The organism is Halodesulfovibrio oceani subsp. galateae (assembly GCF_055397225.1).
Genome location: NZ_AP042453.1, coordinates 3,856,351 through 3,876,625 on the forward strand (window position 1 = coordinate 3,856,351; position 20,275 = coordinate 3,876,625).

General features: G+C 41.1%; 17 protein-coding genes and 1 riboswitch. Of the genes, 12 read left to right on the top strand and 5 right to left on the bottom strand.

Annotation, left to right across the window (positions count from 1 at the left end):
• Nucleotides 1-4 precede the first annotated feature (4 nt).
• The 11 genes from ACZ5V1_RS16895 (at nucleotide 5) to ACZ5V1_RS16945 (ending at nucleotide 11,041) form a co-directional block, all read left to right on the top strand.
• Complete coding sequence (locus ACZ5V1_RS16895; RefSeq protein WP_464389839.1) at nucleotides 5-2,449, top strand: glycoside hydrolase family 19 protein; 2,445 nt, start codon at nucleotides 5-7, stop codon at nucleotides 2,447-2,449.
• Nucleotides 2,446-2,985, top strand: coding sequence for a hypothetical protein (locus ACZ5V1_RS16900; RefSeq protein WP_464389840.1), 540 nt, complete (start codon nucleotides 2,446-2,448; stop codon nucleotides 2,983-2,985). Before ACZ5V1_RS16895 ends, ACZ5V1_RS16900 begins: the two co-directional genes overlap by 4 nt.
• A 102-nt stretch (nucleotides 2,986-3,087) precedes the next feature.
• Nucleotides 3,088-3,618 carry a hypothetical protein gene (locus tag ACZ5V1_RS16905; protein WP_464389841.1) on the top strand — a complete coding sequence of 177 codons (531 nt, stop codon included), beginning with the start codon at nucleotides 3,088-3,090 and terminating at the stop codon, nucleotides 3,616-3,618.
• Between the two features lie 37 nt (nucleotides 3,619-3,655).
• The gene (locus ACZ5V1_RS16910; RefSeq protein WP_464389842.1) at nucleotides 3,656-4,201 is read left to right on the top strand and encodes a hypothetical protein; all 546 of its coding nucleotides are present in this window, start codon (nucleotides 3,656-3,658) and stop codon (nucleotides 4,199-4,201) included.
• 44 nt (nucleotides 4,202-4,245) lie between these two features.
• Entirely contained in the window at nucleotides 4,246-4,704 is a 459-nt protein-coding gene (locus ACZ5V1_RS16915) for a hypothetical protein (RefSeq protein ID WP_464389843.1), read from the top strand.
• Between the two features lie 445 nt (nucleotides 4,705-5,149).
• Entirely contained in the window at nucleotides 5,150-5,692 is a 543-nt protein-coding gene (locus ACZ5V1_RS16920) for a hypothetical protein (protein WP_464389844.1), read from the top strand.
• Between the two features lie 65 nt (nucleotides 5,693-5,757).
• Nucleotides 5,758-6,300, top strand: coding sequence for a hypothetical protein (locus ACZ5V1_RS16925; protein ID WP_464389845.1), 543 nt, complete (start codon nucleotides 5,758-5,760; stop codon nucleotides 6,298-6,300).
• Between the two features lie 202 nt (nucleotides 6,301-6,502).
• Nucleotides 6,503-8,428, top strand: a complete 1,926-nt coding sequence (locus ACZ5V1_RS16930) for a type VI secretion system Vgr family protein (protein ID WP_464389846.1) — start codon at nucleotides 6,503-6,505, stop codon at nucleotides 8,426-8,428.
• A 66-nt stretch (nucleotides 8,429-8,494) separates the two neighbouring features.
• Nucleotides 8,495-9,010, top strand: a complete 516-nt coding sequence (locus tag ACZ5V1_RS16935; protein ID WP_464389847.1) for a type VI secretion system PAAR protein — start codon at nucleotides 8,495-8,497, stop codon at nucleotides 9,008-9,010.
• A gap of 365 nt (nucleotides 9,011-9,375) precedes the next feature.
• Entirely contained in the window at nucleotides 9,376-9,825 is a 450-nt protein-coding gene (locus tag ACZ5V1_RS16940; RefSeq protein ID WP_464389848.1) for a DUF1240 domain-containing protein, read from the top strand.
• 568 nt (nucleotides 9,826-10,393) lie between these two features.
• Nucleotides 10,394-11,041, top strand: coding sequence for a YiaD family glycine zipper/OmpA-like lipoprotein (locus ACZ5V1_RS16945; protein ID WP_464389849.1), 648 nt, complete (start codon nucleotides 10,394-10,396; stop codon nucleotides 11,039-11,041).
• Nucleotides 11,042-11,107: 66 nt separating this feature from the next.
• On the opposite strand, the gene ACZ5V1_RS16950 is transcribed toward ACZ5V1_RS16945, so the two are convergent.
• From ACZ5V1_RS16950 to ACZ5V1_RS16970, 5 genes are all read right to left on the bottom strand, one after another.
• Entirely contained in the window at nucleotides 11,108-11,599 is a 492-nt protein-coding gene (locus ACZ5V1_RS16950) for a MarR family winged helix-turn-helix transcriptional regulator (RefSeq protein WP_464389850.1), read from the bottom strand.
• 70 nt (nucleotides 11,600-11,669) lie between these two features.
• Entirely contained in the window at nucleotides 11,670-14,789 is a 3,120-nt protein-coding gene (locus tag ACZ5V1_RS16955; RefSeq protein ID WP_464389851.1) for an efflux RND transporter permease subunit, read from the bottom strand.
• Nucleotides 14,789-15,955 carry an efflux RND transporter periplasmic adaptor subunit gene (locus ACZ5V1_RS16960; protein ID WP_464389852.1) on the bottom strand — a complete coding sequence of 389 codons (1,167 nt, stop codon included), beginning with the start codon at nucleotides 15,953-15,955 and terminating at the stop codon, nucleotides 14,789-14,791. Before ACZ5V1_RS16960 ends, ACZ5V1_RS16955 begins: the two co-directional genes overlap by 1 nt.
• 496 nt (nucleotides 15,956-16,451) lie before the next feature.
• Entirely contained in the window at nucleotides 16,452-16,811 is a 360-nt protein-coding gene (locus ACZ5V1_RS16965; protein WP_464389853.1) for a carboxymuconolactone decarboxylase family protein, read from the bottom strand.
• Nucleotides 16,812-16,865: 54 nt separating this feature from the next.
• The gene (locus ACZ5V1_RS16970) at nucleotides 16,866-17,468 is read right to left on the bottom strand and encodes a helix-turn-helix domain-containing protein (protein WP_464389854.1); all 603 of its coding nucleotides are present in this window, start codon (nucleotides 17,466-17,468) and stop codon (nucleotides 16,866-16,868) included.
• Between the two features lie 123 nt (nucleotides 17,469-17,591).
• A riboswitch (cobalamin riboswitch) is annotated at nucleotides 17,592-17,773 on the top strand.
• Between the two features lie 129 nt (nucleotides 17,774-17,902).
• Here ACZ5V1_RS16970 and metE point away from each other — a divergent pair.
• Entirely contained in the window at nucleotides 17,903-20,191 is a 2,289-nt protein-coding gene (gene metE / locus ACZ5V1_RS16975; protein ID WP_464389855.1) for a 5-methyltetrahydropteroyltriglutamate--homocysteine S-methyltransferase, read from the top strand.
• The last annotated feature ends 84 nt before the right edge of the window (nucleotides 20,192-20,275 follow it).

Genomic DNA, 20,275 nt, shown 5'->3' on the forward strand with positions numbered 1-20,275 from the left:
ACGTATGAAAACAGTATTACCAATTACAAAGAAGAATGGTTCTGAATTTACTCCAGAAGAACTGGTTCATTTTCTAAATGATGAACCAGCTGGTAGATTTGTTATATCAAACTTCGATACATGGCATGGTGGAATTCATATCAGTACGCGCACTGCTGACTGGTGCACAACTGAGCCCGTTAGAGCCGTTTGTGACGGTGAAATTGTTGCTTACAGGATGAATCAACAATACCAAACAGGAAGTTACACATCTAATAATACTACGCATACCCTTCAGTACTCAAACAATTTCTGTCTTATTAAACACACAGTACAATGTGAAAAAGATGCACCTGCGACATCAGACGCATCGACTGCATCTACAACACCAGATGCATCGACTGCATCTGCAACACCAGACGCAGCAACCGCCTCTTCAGCTACAGCCGAAGCGGCAACTTCTGAAGAGAAAATAGATTTTGTTTTTTATTCTTTATATATGCATCTACTACCTTGGGATGAGTATGAAAAGCCAACATACATGCTCAAAAAATCACGTAATGTTCGTAAAGATGCACCTCAACCTGAAGGATATTATACCGCAGGCACTTCATCTACGACATTAAAGAAAAATGAGCAAATCCAGTTAGTCGATTCAAACGACGTAACAGCGGCAGTTGTTCAAAATGATAATGTTAAAATTGCAAGTATAGTCCAAGGTAGATCAACATACCGTTTAGTAAAAGCCAGAATAGTCAGCAAAGGTGAGACAAGTGCACCAGAAACAGTGGTCCCAATTAAGCAAGGCAATGAAATTTGGATTGCAATTAACAGTGAACCATCTGGCAACTATCATACAAAAAACTTTAAAAAAGTATCACCAGTAAAGCCCAGCTGGATGACAAAGAAAATTAAAGCAAAAACTACCGGCGAAGGAGTTACAGGAAGAGGTGATCCTTTAGAAGGTAAGGTTGGCGAGGCTAGTACAACGATTCCATCTGGTACGACATTCTCTTATGAGCCTGCAAAGATAGAGCTTCAAAAACTTGGTGAGGCTAATGTTGAAATGGTTCGAGCCACAGTCAACATGTCAAGTAGCACTGGCAGGCCCACTACTTCTATGTGGCTTTCTCCTCATGCTGAACATATTGAAATTGTAGAAAGAAAACCATACCCTTTGAATTTGTTAAAGAAGCTTGATTCTCCAATCAAGATCAATGCCGGAGATCCAGTTGGGCATCTTGGGTTATGCGAGGTCCAAGATGAAAATGGTCTTCCAAAGTGTAATCAACAAGTACATATTGAAATTTTCTCTACAGAAAGCGAGATCCCCAAAGCATTTTTAAAAGATATCAGTTTTTCTGACGATACACCTGTAAGTACTTTTGATGCTGAGAAAGCGACAGGACTTTATACCGAAAAAGACTCTCGGGAAGTTCTTTCCGATTTTCTTACCAAGAACGAAATTGAGCACGAAGAAACCACAGCTGGTTTGTTAAGTGACACTAAAAACTATTTTCGAGATGTTATTGCTCACCATTACGCCGTGAAACATCGAAGTGAATGGGCATCTAAAGCTGGAAGTGGCATTTTTAAATGGGTAGATGCAGAATCGAAGAAATATGAGCGATTAAAAATTGGCGAGAAAGAAAGGCGTGGCTTGTACACAGATGAAAATATTAGAAGAATAAGTGACAAGCTTAGTTCGTTAGATATGGAAAAAGAGCGAATTAACAATTTGGAATGGATGAGCTCTTTAGATGATATCGATTCTGCGAAAGGGCTTTGGCATTTCTATCCAATACTTAGTCAACCACCAACGCTCTTTACAAAAGAATTAATCCAGGCAGTAACGAATAAAAATTTAACTGATACATATCTTGAAGAGTTAATACCGTTACTTAATGAATTTGGTAAAATATATGAAGTTAACACTCCGCTTCGAGTCGCGCATTTTGCGGCTCAAGTAGGCCATGAGAGTAATTTTGAAGCTTGTAAAGAAAATGGTAATTATTCTTCTCTGAATGCACTCATTAATGCTTTTGGCCGTCGAGCAAAATTTAGTGCACCTAGACAGTTTTTTAATAACCCTAGAAAGTTGTTTAGTTATGTTTATGCAAATAGATATGGCAACGGAGCAGAAGAGACTGAAGACGGTTACAACTTTTGTGGAAAAGGGTTGTTACAAATTACGTGGAAAGAGAATTACACGAGATTTAATCGTCATTTTCAACGGTTAAACCCTGCATCAGAAGTTAGCTTTATAGAATCGCCAGAACTAATTTTAACAAATTTGCGCTACTCAGTACAATCAGCTTTTTGGTATTGGTCATGGAGAAAGATAAATATTCCTTGTGACATAGACGACATAAGCAATGTTACAGTCAAAATTAATAGTCAGCGACTCCATCTTCACAATAGGCAGCTTAATTTGCTTAAAGCTAAAAGAATTTTAGGATTACCGGAATGATACAGAACATATTATTAAGTTGCACAGTATTTACACTGTTAGCATTCTCTAACTCTTATGCTGCAAAAACACTCTGTATTCCTCCTGAGCGAGTACTGTTTAGTTGTACTACCGAAGCAAGCATTATTTCTCTTTGTAACCAAACAAATAAAGTTATCTACCGCTCTAATGAAAAAGATGCCAGTGAGATTGAATTAACACCAAGCGAGCAGCAAAGAATTTTTTTTAGCACAGGCCCCCTAGGTGGCGGAGATACTGCGCAACTAAGAATAAAGAATAAGAATATTGAATACTTAATTTTTACTTATTCCGAAATTTATCGCGATAAAGACCATCGTGTTTCTAGGTTTTATGATAGCTCAGGACAATTTGCAGTAAAACATGGTGAAATTATTAAGCAATCCATATGCACCAACGACGCTCATTTTGATTCATTAACTTATGAAATTTTCAGCGTGGGAGATTCTTCTGAAGAATTTGAAGACAATATTATTAGGTTAGCGAAACCCATTTCAGAAAAACAATTTGAAAACTAGTCTATCTTGAAAATCGTTATTTGTTTTAACTGACGTTAGTAAGCGCGAGAATATTATAGTCTATGCAAAATACACAGAAAAAGTAATTGGGACAGGTAGAAGTTGGCTTCGCATCAAAAGTCTAAGCTTCAGCTAGCTAGTATTTTTATATTATTAAGCACAGTACTATCAGTTTCCACCATTCAAGCCTCGGATCAAAACTTATGCAAGGATGATGAGCAAATTATTTTCAACTGTATTACGACAAATAAACTTGCCTCAGTTTGTCATAAATTCTCCAGAACAATTTATCGTTTTGGAAAAAAAGACAGAATAGAATTGGTTCTTACAGCTAATGGAGAAAATACGTTTAAATATAGCTCTGCACCATATAGTGGAGGTGGAGGAGAACAGTTGCAAGTTACAAGTGGCAACCATCTATATACATTGTATAATTTTTCATTAACCAAACTTGACAGTATAGGCGAAATCACAAAATACATCGAAGGTGCAGGAATACTGGTCCAGAAAGACAAACAAATTCTTGCTGATATTCTTTGCACTGAAACCAGCGGTAGAATTTCCAGTAAAGCTGGACAATTATTTCCTTTCACAGCCTATAATGATGATATTTCTACAGACAAATTCGATTAAGAATTAAGTAATCATCATTAAGTAAGAACAGAATTGTATGAATAAAACAATCTTTGCGTATGTATTAACGTTGTGTGTTTGCACATGTAGTTATGCACAAAACATATCTTCAGTCTCATTTTGTGAAGGCAATGAGCAGACATTGTTCGTCTGCGAAACTGGGACAAAGCTCGCGTCAGTATGTTTTAACGAAAAAACAGGCACGAGCTACTATCAGTTTAAAAAGATAACTGGCGAAAAAGAACTAACTATTCCTTATAACCAACATAAGAAAAATTTCAAGCAGGCGATTGAGTATTATAGTGGTGGCTTTGGGCGTCAAATCCAAATAACGAATCACGATACGTTATATACACTTTACAGCTTTCGAGCAAAAGGTGTTGATGAAGAAGGATATATGACACCTACCTCTGGCGCTGGGATTCTTGTACAAAAGGATGGTGCCATAATTGCGCATCTGATTTGTGAAGATGGAATGGGTGATGATGTAGCAGATCGTATCTCCAAGATTTATCTAGAGACTGACTATAATGATGATTATGATGATGATGACTATTGGTTTAATAAATTTACCAGTCAATAGCAGTTGTAATCTCTGAGAACTGTTGATGTTACTGGAGATTTCCAATGCTATGCACTGCTCTACAGCATGGCGAAGATAGGATAGACACCAATCGGCAGGACAGAAAGAGAAACCCACTGGGACTATTCATGAGTCTACCCACTAAGATAATAGTACTTCTTATCGTCGCATTTATTGCGGTATCAAGTCCTATTTTTTCAAAAGAACCTGACATTGACAATCTTCTTGAACTCGACAGTTACTATAGCAGAAAATCACAGAGAGAATATACAACGATTTACTTACGTAAAAACTCTCCTTGTATTTTTTTTAAAGAAAAGAACATCACATCGACCATATGTGGTTCCAAAGAAATTTTATTTAGTGACCCTGAGCTCTACATCGTTCCAGGGAGCTTACGTGCTGATATTGGTGACGGAACATTTGAATATTTATATAAAAAAACTTTGTATTTTTGCACAGTCAATAGAAAGAGTCTGTATGCAACTTGTAAAAAGAGATAATAATGAAAAAACATATGGTTATTTTCACTTTTCTTATGATCTTTTTTTCTTCCTATTCGTCAACAAATGCTGCTCCTTCTCAAATTACTTTAGATCAAATTGTTGAACTTGAAAGATCGAATCAAAATAGCAACTTTGCTTACATACTGAAAAATGATCCATGCATTTATGTTTCCTATAATGGGAGTATACAAAAATATTGTACTGTCTCAGATAGGGATATGATTGCAGTTTACCCATTTGCTTATGCAACGAGATTGAAACTTAAAGATGATGTTCTCACGTTTATTTTAACATCGGGTGTGTACGACCTCTTCTGTAAAGTAAACATTAGAACACAACACACTGAATATAGTAGTAAGCGTAGCTTTATTTCAAGATAATTTTTTCTACAGACAAATTTGATTAGAAATTAAGTAACAACTATTGAGTGATAATAAATTATATGAACAAAGCAATACTTGTGGTGCTGTTAACGTTGTGTGTTTGCACCTGTAGTTATGCACAAAACATATCTTCAGTCTCATTTTGTGAAGACAATGAACAAGGATTATTTACCTGCCAAACTGGAACAAAGTCTGCCTCAGTTTGTTTTAACAAAACAACAGGCACGAGCTACTATCAGTTTAAAAATCAAAATAACAAAATAGAACTAAGAATCCCCTATAACCAACAGAAAAAGAATTTCAAGCAAGCAATTGAATCTTTTGCTAGCGGTTTTGGTTACCAAATAAGAATAACTAATAATAGAACCACATACACGGTTTACAGTTTTCTTTCAAAAGGTAGGGATGAAGAAGGCTATACGACGTATAAGTCCGGCGCCGGAATCCTTGTGCAAAAAAATGGCACTATGATTGCGGATTTAATTTGTGAAGGTGGAACTGGTGAGGATATAAACGATGATATTGCCAATCTTTACCCAGAAACAGACTATAATTTTGACTTTTTAGATGATCCCTATTGGGGTAAAAAATTTGCTGAATAATAGCAGTTTCAACTACCTTAAAAAGTATGAAAATACTAATTCTGACAATCTAATGATAGAATTGTATGAATAAAACAATCTTTGCATATGTATTAACTTTGTGTGTTTGTACCTGTAGTTATGCACAAAACATATCTTCAGTCTCGTTTTGTGAAGACAATGAACAAGAATTATTTATCTGCCAAACTGGAACAAAATCTGCCTCAGTTTGTTTTAACAAAAAGACAGGCACGAGCTACTATCAGTTTAAAAATCAAGATAAAAAAATAGAACTAAGAATCCCCTATAACCAACAAAAAAAGAATTTCAAGCAAACGATTAAATATTTTGCTGGCGGCTTTGGTCACCAAATAAGAATAACTAATGATAGAACCACGTACACGGTTTACAGTTTTCTTTCAAAAGATATGGATGAAGAAGGCTATATGACTCCTATTTACGGGGCTGGGATTCTTGTACAAAAAGATGGTGCCACCATTGTAGATTTAATTTGTGAAGATGGAGGTGGTGAGGCTGTAAGCGAGGATATTGCCAATCTTTACCCTGAAACAGACTATAATTTTGATTTTTTAGATGATCCCTATTGGGGTAAAAAATTTGCTGATTAGTAGCCGTTTCGAATACAGTTATCTATCATAAATAATTACAAACTTGACACCTTGCATGCTGGCAGTGGTATTGTAATTCCTTTTTCAATTATGGGTTTCGGGCACGAAATATTTTGCAAATTACTTATGGTTACACAAAAATTCGAATGTTGGACTGAGTAAACAAATAACCCTCTTTCTTTCTTCCCTATGCGAGCACACAATGAATCACAGAGACTTACAATTTACGTTTGAACTTGACGGCCTGCCTGCTGATACTTTTGCAGTAATTAAATTTTCTGGTGAAGAGTCATTATCAACGCCGTATGCCTTTGAGATTGAATTGGCGAGCAGGCAAGAAGACATTACACCAGATAAAACAGTAGATAGAACTGGTACCTTATATGTATGGCGTAATGGTCTTATCGAAAGCAAATTTAATGGAATAACCAGTAGGTTTGTACAAGGTAATTCTGGGCACCATCACACCTTCTACACACTGTCTTTAGTTCCAGCATTACTTCGTTCCGATTTGCGGCAGAACTCACGAATTTTTCAGCAACTCAATGTTCAGGATATCATCACCATTTTGCTGCAAGAAATGGGTACGACGGATTTCGTATTTGACCTCACCTCTCCACTTGAAGAACGAGAGTTCTGCGTACAATACCGTGAAACAGACCTTGCATTTATCCAACGCTTAGCTGCGGAAGAAGGTATTTACTACCACTTCATACACACAGACAGCACTCACACGCTGCGTTTTTCCGACAGCACACAAACGGCAGATTTTCTTAAAAAGCCAATGCCGTATCATGCAACTGCAGGCGGAGACGCACCTTCAACGTTTATTCGTTCTTTTACGCGCAAAACACAGATTAGACCATCCAGTGCCAAGCTTAAAGACTACAGCTTTAAAAAGCCTGCTTACAGCTTCTTACAATCTCATGAAGGTACTGAGATGGAGTTCCAACACGGGACATATGAACACTACGATTTTCCCGGTCGCTATAAAAGTGATGCTCAAGGCAAACCCTTCACAAAATACCGTCTTGAATATCTACGCAGTGATGCAATAACTGCTTTAGGCAAAAGTAATATTTCTCAGTTAAGTAGCGGTACAAAATTCGATTTAGCAGAGCACCCTGAAGATGCGTGCAACCGCGATTGGTTACTCGTTGATGTATTTCATTTTGGTGAACAACCTCAGGCGTTAGAAGAAGCTGGTGGAACAGGGGCTACAACTTATCACAATGAATTTACTGTTATTCCAGCCAACAGACCTTGGCGCCCGAAACCAAATGCAAAACCACGCGTTGATGGTCCACAAATGGGATTTGTTGTTGGCCCTAAAGGTGAAGAGATTTTTTGTGATGAGTATGGACGTGTTAAAGTCCATTTCATGTGGGATCGCTATAGCAATGTAGACGATAATTCTAGCTGTTGGATTCGAGTCTCTCAGGGGTGGGCTGGAGCACAATATGGTTCCATGGCAATCCCGCGAATCGGTCATGAAGTCATTGTTAGCTTTATCGAGGGCGATCCGGATCAGCCTATTATTACAGGCAGAACGTACCACGCCAAGAATCAGCCTCCCTACACACTGCCTGAACATAAGACACGAACTGTGCTCCGCACAAACACCCATCAAGGCAGCGGGGCAAATGAAGTACGTTTTGAAGATCAAGCTGCAAAAGAAGAAATTTACGTTCATGCCCAAAAAGATATGAACCTTGTTGTAAAAAACGACCGTACAGATAACGTTAAAAATGATGCCCATCTTGTCGTAGAAAACATGCGTTACCAGAAAGTTGTCAAAGATGATCACCTTACAATTGGCGGTGAAAGCCGTACGCATGTTGGTAAAGACCAATCTATCACTGTTGATGGTTCAACTCATATGAAGCACGGCAAAAACTTTTTGATTGAAACAGGCTCAGAAGTTCACTTCAAAGCAGGTGCAAAAGTAGTTATTGAAGCGGGTGCAGAACTTACACTTGCTGCTGGCGGCAGTTTTGTAACTGTCGATTCCGCAGGGGTTCATTTGTCAGGCCCTAAAATTAACTTAAATTCCGGCGGTGCTGCGGGAGTAGGTTCCGGCTTTGCTGGAGAGCTTCCTGAACCACCTGTAATCCCAAAAACGGCATAGTAACACATTTGAATTCTATCGATTCATTGCGTTTTCTTTTGACCTATTTTTGCAAGTGAGGATTACATGGGAAAAGCTGTACGAGTTGGAGATATTGGAACTGATCACGATGGATTTCATCCATCAAAGATTACTGCAGGTTCAGGTACGGTGATTATAGACGGCAAGCCGGCAGCACGCGTTGGAGATCCACTGGAACCACACGATAAACCTAAAAACCCAAAGCATGGCCGAGCCGTTGCAACGGGTTCATCAACGGTTTTTATAGATGGCAAAGCAGCAGCTATCACTGGCGGTAAAGTCAGTTGTGGCGGAGTAACTATAGGCGGTGGGACAGTAAATATTGCTGACGTAGTAAACGAGGCTGGAATTCCTGTGTTAGCACCTATTTTTAATCGAAAATTCATTATTACCGATACAGACGGAACCCCTATCCCTAATGTTGAGTATAAGCTTGAAGTAGAATCTGGAGAGGTGATTACTGGCACCACCACAGCGGAAGGTGAAACTGATTTCGCTTATTCTAAAGATGCACCTATCGGTATTAAGGTTTCTACAAGGATGAATTTTGATGCTGAATAATAACTGGACTAATCACGGAAGTTTTAACTCAACACTTGACTGTCATGTTGCCCCTGAAATTTAACAGTTACGGCTTAAAAATACTTATGAGATACCAGACACTCAGTCTCGAAGACAATTCGGGACTGAGCCAGACACAATTTTATCCTTAACTGAAGATGAGTTTATCGATTCTGCGAAGTCTGCCTATAAAGATTTAAAAGGCTCTTATGCATAAGACAAAACCTTTACTCATGCTACAGTTGCGATAGATATACAGTCACTATGCAAGCTTCTCATCAAACTTCGAAATCCTTTGCAACTGTATTACGTAAGTTTTGTTTCTAATGGAGCAAAACTTATTAAATTGTTCAAAAAAGGATAATATGGAAGAGTTATCAGAGAAAAAGAAAGCACTCATCTGGATATTTCTCATAACCCCTTTTACCCTCGCGCTTTTCCTTTTTGGCTTACCAAGGTTTTTAAATCTATTTTCAGGCAGCGACGTTCTTGTTTTTAGTGAAATGTTGCTTGTAACAATACTTAGTCCATTAATTTTTCTTCCCATAACCATAGTCTTTATTATTCAACTTGTTGGAAAAAAAGACGTGAATGTTCAGCATCGAACTCGAGCGGATAAAATACTTATCTTTTTGTTTCCTTTAATAATAATTATTAATATTGTATTTAGCTTTGCATATAAAGAACACCTTACATCGAATGGATATTTTTATTGTCTAGAGCGTTCCAAAGTTCGTGGAATAAGCGTCTATGTGAACGATGAGGCATTATGTAAAAAGAAAAAGATCCCCCCAGAACTTCTCGATATCAAATAACAAAATATAGCGAGAAAGCAGTTTTACGATTGCTTCCTCGCTTTTTATTTTCACATGCAAAGTGATGTTACGGCCTTTTCAAACAATCAATTTTGCAATTCATGTCGAGCAGGTTCAACGAACGAAGGCATTTGACGATATTCAAACTCACGTTTCTTGAATTTTATGCAGTTTGTGTTGAGATAACGTTTTTATATCGATGTGTTATGTAGATTTTTTGCGTTTGTAAGAAAGCAGGGTTTGATCTTTTCGACAAGTTTTATCCAGTTTTGACTTGATCCATCAGGCATTTTCTCCAAAAAGATTTGATAGGGATTTTTGGAAATCTTTGGTTGAAATGCTGAGTACCTATAGTCAGGGCTGTAGTTCTTCACCGCTATTGAGTCAGCATTTTCAGTTGGCAGATTTCCTTCTTCCAGTCTAGAGTTGCTCACGGCGCATGACTAGATGCGCCATACTGTTTCAAGCGCCATACAACAGAAATGGGTGTAACTCTTTGCACGTCGGGGTGATATTAATCGTGCAAGTACTAACTATTTATAAAACAGGTGGTAAGGAGAGGCGCGGAATGGTTCGATATTGTAAAGTGCTCTTTGTGTGTGTTTTGTGTGTTGCTATGTTTGGCTGTGCGAGTATGCAGACACGGCAAGAAAAGGGCACTGCATATGGAGCAGGTATTGGTGCTGGCGTAGGTGCTATTGTTGGACAAGCAATTGGCAAGGATACAAAAGGAACTCTTATTGGTGCCGGCATCGGAGCTTTAGTAGGTGGTTTGGCTGGCAACCAGATTGGAAGATATATGGATAATCAGGAGCAGGAGCTCCGTAATGCGATTGCTGCTTCTGAGACTGCCAGTATTCGAAGAGAACAGGATGTCTTGCGTGCGACCTTCAAAGGTGAAGCGTATTTTGATTTTGATAAAAGCAAACTCAAGCCCGGGGCTTATTATGAGTTGAAGCGGGTAGCTGATGTTTTAAACAACTATCCGCAAACAACAATAGAAGTTGGTGGGCATACGGATGCTAAAGGTTCAGCTTCTTATAATCAGCAATTGTCTGAGCGTCGGGCAATGGCTGTAAAAGACGAGTTAATTCGTAATGGAGTTGCTCCTCAAAGAATCCGTGCTGTCGGTTATGGCGAGACCCGTCCAATATCCTCTTCACATGCTGCAAACCGCAGGGTTGAGATACTTATTGTGCCAGTCCGACAAGGCTAATATTCCGAGATAGTAAATGTATGAAAAAGCCGCTGTATTACAGCGGCTTTTTTATGTGAAATTCTATTAAATGAGGTCAGTCTTTTTATCCAGCTTAGTGAGTAATCTTTCCCTGAGAGTAAGCAGCACTCGGTGGCAGGTTCTAAGGTCTTCTTCAGGAATATCTTTTGTTATTTCCTGTTGAATTCCGTGAGCAATATCCATCATGGAGTCTAGTAGTTCATCTGTTTTTTTACATAACTCTACATGCTTGACCCGTCGGTCACTTTTGGATGTTTTTCTGCGGACTAAGCCGTCATGTTCTAACCGGTCGAGCATTCGTACCAAGGTTGGTCCTTCAACTCCTACGTGTTCGGCGAGTACTTTTTGAGGAACCGGATCACCAAGTTTGTCCAGCATGAAAAGTACAGTCCAGCGGGCATTGCTTACGTTCAGATGCATAAAGCTCTGGTCAAAGAGCTGGCGCCATTCTCGAGACACTTCACAGATCGTCAGTCCAAGCTTTTTTCGACCTTCTCTTGGCTCATTGTGTACACTGGTTCGTAATGGAGATGTCATAGAAATTTCCTGTTAAAAATAGGGTTGGAAATGTACAAAAGCACATTTCCAGCCCTATTATTAATTGTACTTACTGAGTTTTATTGCTTTTTTTGAAGAACTTCTCTGTGAGCTCTATAATAGCTCGGTAGAAAGAAGGTATAAAAAGAGTTGCAATAAATGTGGAAGCAAGCATGCCGCCGATAATACCTGTACCAATGGAGTGGCGGCTCGCAGCCCCTGCCCCTGTGCTGATAGCCAAAGGCACAACACCGAGGATAAAGGCGAGTGAGGTCATAACGATTGGTCGGAAACGCAATTTGGCAGCTTGTATTGCTGCGTCATAAGCACTCATGCCGTCTTTGTGGAGCATGGAAGCATACTCAACAATTAGAATGGCGTTTTTAGATGAGAGCCCAATAAGAGTTACAAGCGCAATCTGGAAATAAACGTCATTTGCCAGTCCACGACCGAAGTTGGCTAGAATTGCACCAAAGAGTGCAAATGGTACTGCCATAATAACAGCAAGCGGGAGGCTCCATTTTTCATACTGGGCAGCAAGAATAAGAAAAACCATTATCAGTCCGAGGATGAAAATCTGTGCGGAGGCTCCGCCAGCAGCTTTCTCCTGATACGCAGATCCTGTCCACGCAAGAGTATACTCGGCTGGTAAGTTTTCTTTTACCACTTCTCCCATAGCCTCCAGTGCCTGACTGGAACTGTAGCCCGGTGCCGGTCCGCCGAGGATTTTAGCTGCTGGGAATACGTTGAAACGTTCTACAACTTCAGGTCCGGTAACCTGTTTTACTCTTACTAACGCAGTCAGTGGAATCATCTCACCTTTGTCAGAACGGACGTAAACGTTGCTTATGTCTTCCGGTGTTCTGCGGTAATCAGATTCTGATTGGATTTGTACCTTAAAGGTACGCCCGAGCTTGTTGAAGTCGTTAATATAGTATGCACCAAAAGTTGCCTGCATCGTTTCAAATACACGGCTGACAGGAACGCCCATGGACTTGGCTTTTTCTCTGTCTAATTTGATATCTAACTGTGGCGCGTTAACGCTGAAGTTAGAAGCAATATTGGCAAGCTCTGGTCGTTTGGCGGCTGCCTTAACGACTATTTGAGCTTTTTCTGCAAGATCGCGTACGCCTTTACCACTACGACTCTGGAGATAAGCCTCAAAACCGCCGGTGTTACTCATGCCGGAAATTGGAGGCATGTTGAAGGCCAGAACAAATGCATCAACAATGGAATACGTGTCGCGGAAGATTCCTTTAACGATATTAAAGGAAGACTTGTCCTCGCTGCGTTTATCCCAGTCATCAAGGTTGATAAATGTAGTGGAAACGTTTGGTTTCATACTGCCTGAAAACAGATCAAGACCGGCGAGAGAAATAGTGTTTCTTACACCGTCTGTGCTTCTGATTCGGCTGACCAAATCGTCCGTAATGGCGTTTGTTCGCGAGAGGGAAGAACCATCCGGCAACATAGCCATGGCAATGAGAGTGCCTTTGTCTTCGTCAGGAACAAGCTGTCCAGGAACTTTTTGAAAAATGTTCCATGTCACGCCGATGACCATAGCAAAGAGTGCTATTGTAAGGAGTGAACGTTTTAAGAGAAGACGGACGCCTGCGGTATATTTTTCTGTGACGTTTTCAAAGAAACGGTTGAACCAGCGGAAGGGTGCCAGCGGCTGCCCATGGTTCTCTTTGAGCATTAATGCACAGAGAGCCGGAGTCAGAGTCAGTGCGACAATACCGGAGATAACAACAGATACAGCAATGGTTACCGCAAACTGTTTGTACATTTCACCAGCAAGTCCTCCCATAAACGCTACTGGAACAAACACCGCACACAATACAAGAACAATTGCGACTACAGGTCCTGTAACTTCGTTCATCGCTTTGATTGTGGCTTCTTTTGGTGGCAGTTTCTCCGTGCTCATTATTCGTTCTACGTTTTCCAGAACAACAATGGCGTCATCAACTACAATGCCGATGGCCAGAACGAGGCCAAATAGCGTTAGTGTGTTGATCGAAAAGCCGAGAACGTACATCCCTGCAAAAGTACCGATGATGGAAACCGGAACCGCAAGACATGGAATGAGTGTGGCTCGCCAGTTTTGCAAAAAGATATAGATAATGATGAATACAAGTACAAATGCCTCAATGAGGGTGTGTACTACTTCGTCTACCGAGATACGTACAAACGTGGTTGTATCATACGGAATGGAGTATGTAATGCCGTCAGGGAATCGTTGAGAAAGTTCAGCCATTTTATCGGAAACAATCTCAGCCGTTTCAAGAGCGTTAGCCCCCGGAGAAAGATAAATACCGAGAGCAACAGACGGCTTGCCGTTGTTTTTAGCACGCAGTGAATAGCTTTGCGCACCCAGTTCAAGGCGGGCAACATCTTTTAGACGAAGAATTGTGCCATCTGGATTCGCGCGAAGAATGATTTCGCCGAATTCTTCAGGGTCGGTCATACGTCCCTGAGTAATAACAGTATAGCTTAGCTCAACAGGTGATGTGAGAGGGTCTTTGCCGATTGCACCAGCAGCAAACTGTGCGTTTTGTTCGCGAACTGCTGTGGCAATGTCAGAAGGTGTGAGACCTAATTGTGCAAGGCGGTCCGGACGAATCCAGATACGGATAGAATAATCCTGCGCGCCGAATACCACAGCATCCCCGACACCCGGAAGACGTTTTAAGTCATCGATGATGTTAACAAGCGCGTAGTTACTAATGTATACAGTGTCGTATAATCCGTCAGGGGAGAATACACTGATTACCTGCAACATGTTGGATGATTTTTTGCTTACGTTTACACCTTGGCGGCGCACCTCTTCAGGCAGGGACGTAAGCGCAGCTTGTACTCTATTGTTTACGTTGATGGTGTTTTGGTCAGGGTCGGTACCTACAGCAAAGGTAACAGACATGGAAAGAGTGCCATCACCCGCACTTACAGAACGCATGTACAGCATATTCTCTACGCCGTTAACCTTCTGTTCAAGCGGAGCTGCAACTGTTTGCGCAATAACTTCGGCACTTGCACCCGGGTAGCTTGCGCTAACCTGTACTTCCGGTGGAACGATATCTGGAAACTCCGCAATAGGCAGAGTTTTCATTGCCAAAAAGCCCGCGAGTACAATCACCACAGAGAGTACAGTCGCAAAAACAGGGCGGTTAACAAAAAAACGTGCGAACATTACGCATCCCCATTATCGGCAGTTTCAGCAGTAACTGGATTTACTGGCGATCCCGGACGAACTTTAATGATGCCTTGGGAGATAATGCGCTCTCCTCCCTGTAAACCTTCCTGAACAATAAAATTACTACCCACTGTTTTGCCAAGAGTAACAGGGCGCGAGGTAGCTACATTGTTTTCATCCAAAACATATACGAGCGGTGTATTGCTTGTAAAAAGAATAGCGCTTTGTGGAACCATGACGGCTTTGTTAAGAATGGCGCCTTCAATAATTACACGTACAAATTCACCCGGAAGAAGCAGGCTGTTTTTGTTTTCAAATTGTCCGCGCATGCGAATCGTGCCTGTTTTAGGGTCTACCATCTTGTCAGCAAAGTTAATTTTCCCTGTTTCATCAAGACGGGAATTGTCTGCAAGCTGAAGCTTAAGAGTATATCCTTCGCTTGTAAGGCTTGCATTGCCGCTGTTCATCATACGGCGCATTGAAAGTGCTTCTGTTCCCGATACAGAGAAGTTTACGTACAGAGGATTCAGAACAGTAATTGTTGTAAGAAGGCTACCGGATTCACTAAGAGTGATGAGACTGCCTTCGGATCGGGTCTCTTTACTTGTGATACCGGAAATAGGTGCAGTAACTTTGGTGTAACTAAGATTAATTTTGGCTTCGCGAACCTGTGCTTTGGCAGCTTCCACACTTGCAAGAGCAGTTTCGTATGCTGCAACAGCATCATCATATTCCTGCTCGCTGACTACTTTTGCATCGCGTAGAGAGCCAATTCGGTTACGTTCAATTTTAGTATTTTGAAGTGTTGCCGTGAGTTTTGCTAAGTCGCCTTTTGTCCGATCCAGAGCAGCCTGAGCCGGTTTAGGGTCAATTTTAAAAAGTACGTCACCCTCTGTGACCCAGCTGCCTTCAACGTAAGTGCGCTCAAGTAAGATACCGCCTGTGCGGGCACGTACCTGTACTTCGCGAGAGCCTGCTGTTTGACCAACACACGTACGAGTTAAGGGAACGTCTTTTTTTTCGACGATGCTTGTTTTTACCATAGGTGGTGGAGGTGTGTGCGCAGCTTGTGAAGTAGGCGTTTCATTGCTGCACCCACTTGCCAGTAACATCACTGAAAAAAGTATACTCAAAATGAGAAGTAAGAGATTTCTTGTAGGCATTTTGGAAAGCCCTCCAAATAAATATGTAGATCATTAGCAAGCTAATTAATAGGTAGGTAGTGAATAGGAATATATCTAGTAAGAACAGGGGTCAAGGTATGAAAAATAAAAAATATTTAGTGGGATTTTTTTAAAACAACGATTGTTTTTTGTAAAAGTTGAGTGTGTTTTCTGCCAAAAAGAGGAGAGTAGGCTTGTAGTTACTACATTCGATAAATATTATATGTTCTCGAAAGACCTTTCTTTTCAGAGTGTAGAGTGGGCAATACAAATTAACGGCTTAGATCAAAAGATCTAAGCCGTTAATTTGTATCTAAGATGCAACCTTTTCCATGTTTTCCTCATAGAAAATTTCAAACGTAGAGATGAAAAATCAATTGGTCTGTGGGGCACCATAGTTCCTAAAACATATATAGTTTCGTGGAGATACGTTGGTCATGTGTGTAGCGACGAAGAATAAAATTTAATCAAAAATAGGGTGAGATCTAATCGTTTATTAAGCTAGCGGTAAGCTGATTAGTTCTTGTTCTTTGAGGTATGCGAAAACAGATAAGCTATTAGTCATGGCAAAGGTGCCGCCAAGACTTATCGCCAGAGCGCATGTCTCAAAGATTTCAGGAAGGGTAGCCCCGCACTCCAAGGCTCTGGCTGTATGTGACCCCATACATAGTTTGCAGTTTGCCTGAATAGCCATTCCTAACGCCATCATGCGCTTAGTTTTCTCACTCAACGCTGAATCACTATATACGATTTCTTTTAGTGACCCGAAATAAATGTCACAAAGGTCCGGCATGGACTTGCGCATTAACTCAATAAGAACAGATGGGTCATTTTTATATGAAATGGTTTCAGTCATTTTTTCTCCTGAGAAAGGATGAGTTAGTGGTTAGTTGCAATGTGATGTTCCGTTTCAGGATGGAGTCTGGGACGCAGCATTTTTGAGTTGACACCATGCAGGGACATTTCGTTGACGAATTTTTGTTGGGGTCATGTGGAGTATCGTTTTTATCGCATCATTGCATTGTCGAATGGATCCGAATCCAGCAGCAAAAGCGATCTCTGTGATTGACTGTTGAGATGTCAGCAATAGGTGCTTGGCAACTAGTGCTTTGTAGTAGCGCGTAACAAAAATTGGAGGAGCACCGACAACCTCCGTAAAAGCCTTTCGTAAATACCTGTTTGTAATGCCCAGTGCGTTAGAAAGTTCCGTGAGAGAATGATCCAGCAGGTAACCATCACAAATCATTTTTAAAGATTGATTTACAAGTTTGCCTTTACTGTCAGTTATGAAATTTTCTTGTAAAAAAATATCTGGTGTAAATTTTGAGCATGGTCGCAGACCTAACTCCAAAGTCTTGAATAAAGATGGAGAGAAAACGACCTGTTCTTCTTCATAGTTAACGACTGAATCCGGAGGGAAACAAATAGGAAGTGTTTTTCTTATACCAAATAACACTTGCCTATCTTGTGAGTTCTTTTTCGATTTTTGTACTGCGTATGTTTGATGCTGCATGGGAAAATCCTGTTAAATCTTTAGGTCATTATATGAAGAATTGTGCCCTTTCTTGCAAGCGGATTTCGGAACAATCGTTAACAGTTAGGCTTTGATTTTATTTTTAACAAATTCTTGCAAAAAAGATCAACTCTCTATATTGTTAAATCTCGATATAAGCATTTAAGAAACGGAAGACGGTGTAAATCCGTCGCGGTCGCGCCACTGTAACCGGTAAATAATCTGCCCTAGTCACTGCATCATGCGGGAAGGCTAGGGGAAAACAGACCGGAAGCCAGGAGACGTCTTAATATGCAGGAGCACGACTGTCTCGCGATTGGACAGGCATCCGACAAGGTATTCGGCATAAACTTTTGTGTCGGTATAGCACTTGTATTGCCAGCATTTCGAGGTGTCGTTGTTCCTTTTATTTTCCAATAAAAGGAGTAACACAAATGGAAAAACACATTCTTGGGTTCCCTCGTATAGGTGCCCGCCGCGAACTAAAAAAGGTTCTCGAAGCCTATTGGCGTGGAGCTTCCTCCACATCTGAACTTGAAAGCGTTAGCGAAGACTTGAAAGAACGCCATTGGCGTATTCAGCATGAAGCAGGTCTTTCTTACGTTTCTACAGGCGACTTTTCGTTGTACGATCAGGTGCTTGATACAACCGCAATGCTCGGAGCAATCCCTGAGCGTTTTGTTGTTGATTCTTCCAGCACCCCTGCCGACCTCTCTCTATATTTCCGTATGGCTCGCGGGGACGCTTCCCGTAATATTGCGCCAATGGAAATGACCAAATGGTTTAATACGAACTACCATTACATTGTGCCTGAAATTTCAGCTAAGCAGCAGTTTGCGTTGTCTTCAACAGCATTGGTGAAAGATACTCGCAGAGCAATTGCGTGTGGTTACACTCCAAAGCCTGTGCTTGTGGGGCCGATTACATATCTTTCGTTAGCTAAAGGTGTGGATGGGTACGACTGCTGGCAAAGCTTGGATGCTGTTCTTGCTGTGTACAAAGAAATTCTCGGTCAGCTTGATCCTCTTTGTCGTTGGATTCAGCTTGATGAACCAATTCTTTGTGCAGATATGCCTCCGGCTGCCCGAGAGGCCTTTTCTCACGCATACAAGGTGCTAAATGCATCTGTAACGTCTGCTGGTTTATTACTGACAACATATTTTGATGCCTTGGATGATAACCTTGATATCGCTCTTACCTCTGGATGTGCAGGGCTTCATGTTGACTTAACTCGCGGTGGTGCGAGTCTGGATACATATATTGAAAAGCTTCCGTCTTCCATGAAGCTTTCTATCGGGCTTGTAGATGGACGTAACGTTTGGAAGACCGATTATGAAAAAATGCTGGCGAAGGTAAACGGCTCGTTGAATCCCTTGTCTTCAGATAGAGTTCTGATTGGTTCAAGTTGTTCTTTACAGCATTGTCCGGTTGATCTTGAGAATGAAACAAAGCTTGATGAAGAACTGAAGAGTTGGTTGTCATTTGCAGTGCAGAAGTGTCGGGAAGTTTCTGATCTTGAAACGCTGTTGAGTGAACGCACCGGTACCGGACGTACAGAAGGTATTTCCATTCTTGATCGAAACACCTCTGCAATGAATTCTCGCAGGCTCAGTAAACGCGTGCATAATCCGGTGGTTCAGAAGCGAACAAGCGCTGTTGATGATGCAATGTATTGCCGCGAGCAGCCGTATGCTGTGCGTAAAGATGCTCAGAAATGGCTGAAGCTTCCACAATATCCGACAACTACGATTGGTTCATTCCCGCAGACAGCAGAGATTCGCGCGAAGCGTAGTGCTTATAAAAAAGGTGCGTTGTCAGAAGACAATTATGAAGCCTTTATCAAGAAAGAAATTCAGCGTGCAGTTGAAGAGCAGAAGGCGCTTGGACTGGATGTATTGGTTCATGGCGAGCCGGAACGAAACGACATGGTTGAATATTTCGGGCAGCAGATGGACGGCTTTTGTTTTACAAATGCAGGCTGGGTGCAAAGTTACGGAAGCCGTTGTGTTAAGCCCCCGATCATTTATGGTGATATCAGCAGACCAAATCCAATGACGGTGAAGTGGATAACGTATGCGGCCTCACTCACCGAAAAACCTATGAAAGGGATGCTTACAGGGCCTGTAACTATTTTGTGTTGGAGCTTTGTGCGTGACGATATGGAACGTGCAGACGTTTGCCGACAGGTGGCACTTGCAATTCGGGATGAAGTGAAAGACCTTGAAAATGCCAACGTGAAGATTCTTCAAATTGATGAAGCCGCCTTCAGTGAAGGTATGCCTATTAAACAGAAAGATCGTGAAGCGTATCTTGCATGGGCCGTGGATTGTTTTCGTCTTTCCACATCGTGTGTTGAAGATTCAACGCAGATTCACTCTCACATGTGCTACAGCGAGTTTAACGATATTATTGGTGCTATCGCTGCAATGGATGCAGATGTGATCAGCATTGAAGCAAGCCGTAGCAAAATGGAGTTACTGGATGCGTTCAAGAGCTTTGATTATCCGAATGAGATCGGCCCGGGGATCTATGACATCCACAGCCCGCGTGTTCCAACCAAAGAGGAGATGGTACAGCTTTTGGAAGATGCGAAAGCGTATATCCCAGAAGAACGGTTGTGGGTGAATCCAGATTGCGGTCTTAAAACTCGTGATTGGCCGGAGTGTATTGCTTCTTTGAAAAATATGGTCGAAGCCGCATATGAAATGCGTAAGCGTGCATAAAAAGTTTTTTTTAAAAATTAAGCCCTTACAGTTTTTACTGTAAGGGCTTTTCCTGACCATATTCTTTAAAACTCTTTTTGTTGT

What these genes read in the sequence shown, in the direction of transcription:
- ACZ5V1_RS16895 (WP_464389839.1), top strand. Translation starts at nt 5, where the DNA reads ATGAAAACAGTATTACCAATTACAAAGAAGAATGGTTCTGAATTTACT.
- ACZ5V1_RS16900 (WP_464389840.1), top strand. Translation starts at nt 2,446, where the DNA reads ATGATACAGAACATATTATTAAGTTGCACAGTATTTACACTGTTAGCA.
- ACZ5V1_RS16910 (WP_464389842.1), top strand. Translation starts at nt 3,656, where the DNA reads ATGAATAAAACAATCTTTGCGTATGTATTAACGTTGTGTGTTTGCACA.
- ACZ5V1_RS16915 (WP_464389843.1), top strand. Translation starts at nt 4,246, where the DNA reads ATGCTATGCACTGCTCTACAGCATGGCGAAGATAGGATAGACACCAAT.
- ACZ5V1_RS16920 (WP_464389844.1), top strand. Translation starts at nt 5,150, where the DNA reads ATGAACAAAGCAATACTTGTGGTGCTGTTAACGTTGTGTGTTTGCACC.
- ACZ5V1_RS16925 (WP_464389845.1), top strand. Translation starts at nt 5,758, where the DNA reads ATGAATAAAACAATCTTTGCATATGTATTAACTTTGTGTGTTTGTACC.
- ACZ5V1_RS16930 (WP_464389846.1), top strand. Translation starts at nt 6,503, where the DNA reads ATGAATCACAGAGACTTACAATTTACGTTTGAACTTGACGGCCTGCCT.
- ACZ5V1_RS16935 (WP_464389847.1), top strand. Translation starts at nt 8,495, where the DNA reads ATGGGAAAAGCTGTACGAGTTGGAGATATTGGAACTGATCACGATGGA.
- ACZ5V1_RS16940 (WP_464389848.1), top strand. Translation starts at nt 9,376, where the DNA reads ATGGAAGAGTTATCAGAGAAAAAGAAAGCACTCATCTGGATATTTCTC.
- ACZ5V1_RS16945 (WP_464389849.1), top strand. Translation starts at nt 10,394, where the DNA reads ATGGTTCGATATTGTAAAGTGCTCTTTGTGTGTGTTTTGTGTGTTGCT.
- ACZ5V1_RS16950 (WP_464389850.1), bottom strand. Translation starts at nt 11,599, where the DNA reads ATGACATCTCCATTACGAACCAGTGTACACAATGAGCCAAGAGAAGGT.
- ACZ5V1_RS16955 (WP_464389851.1), bottom strand. Translation starts at nt 14,789, where the DNA reads ATGTTCGCACGTTTTTTTGTTAACCGCCCTGTTTTTGCGACTGTACTC.
- ACZ5V1_RS16960 (WP_464389852.1), bottom strand. Translation starts at nt 15,955, where the DNA reads ATGCCTACAAGAAATCTCTTACTTCTCATTTTGAGTATACTTTTTTCA.
- ACZ5V1_RS16965 (WP_464389853.1), bottom strand. Translation starts at nt 16,811, where the DNA reads ATGACTGAAACCATTTCATATAAAAATGACCCATCTGTTCTTATTGAG.
- ACZ5V1_RS16970 (WP_464389854.1), bottom strand. Translation starts at nt 17,468, where the DNA reads ATGCAGCATCAAACATACGCAGTACAAAAATCGAAAAAGAACTCACAA.
- metE (WP_464389855.1), top strand. Translation starts at nt 17,903, where the DNA reads ATGGAAAAACACATTCTTGGGTTCCCTCGTATAGGTGCCCGCCGCGAA.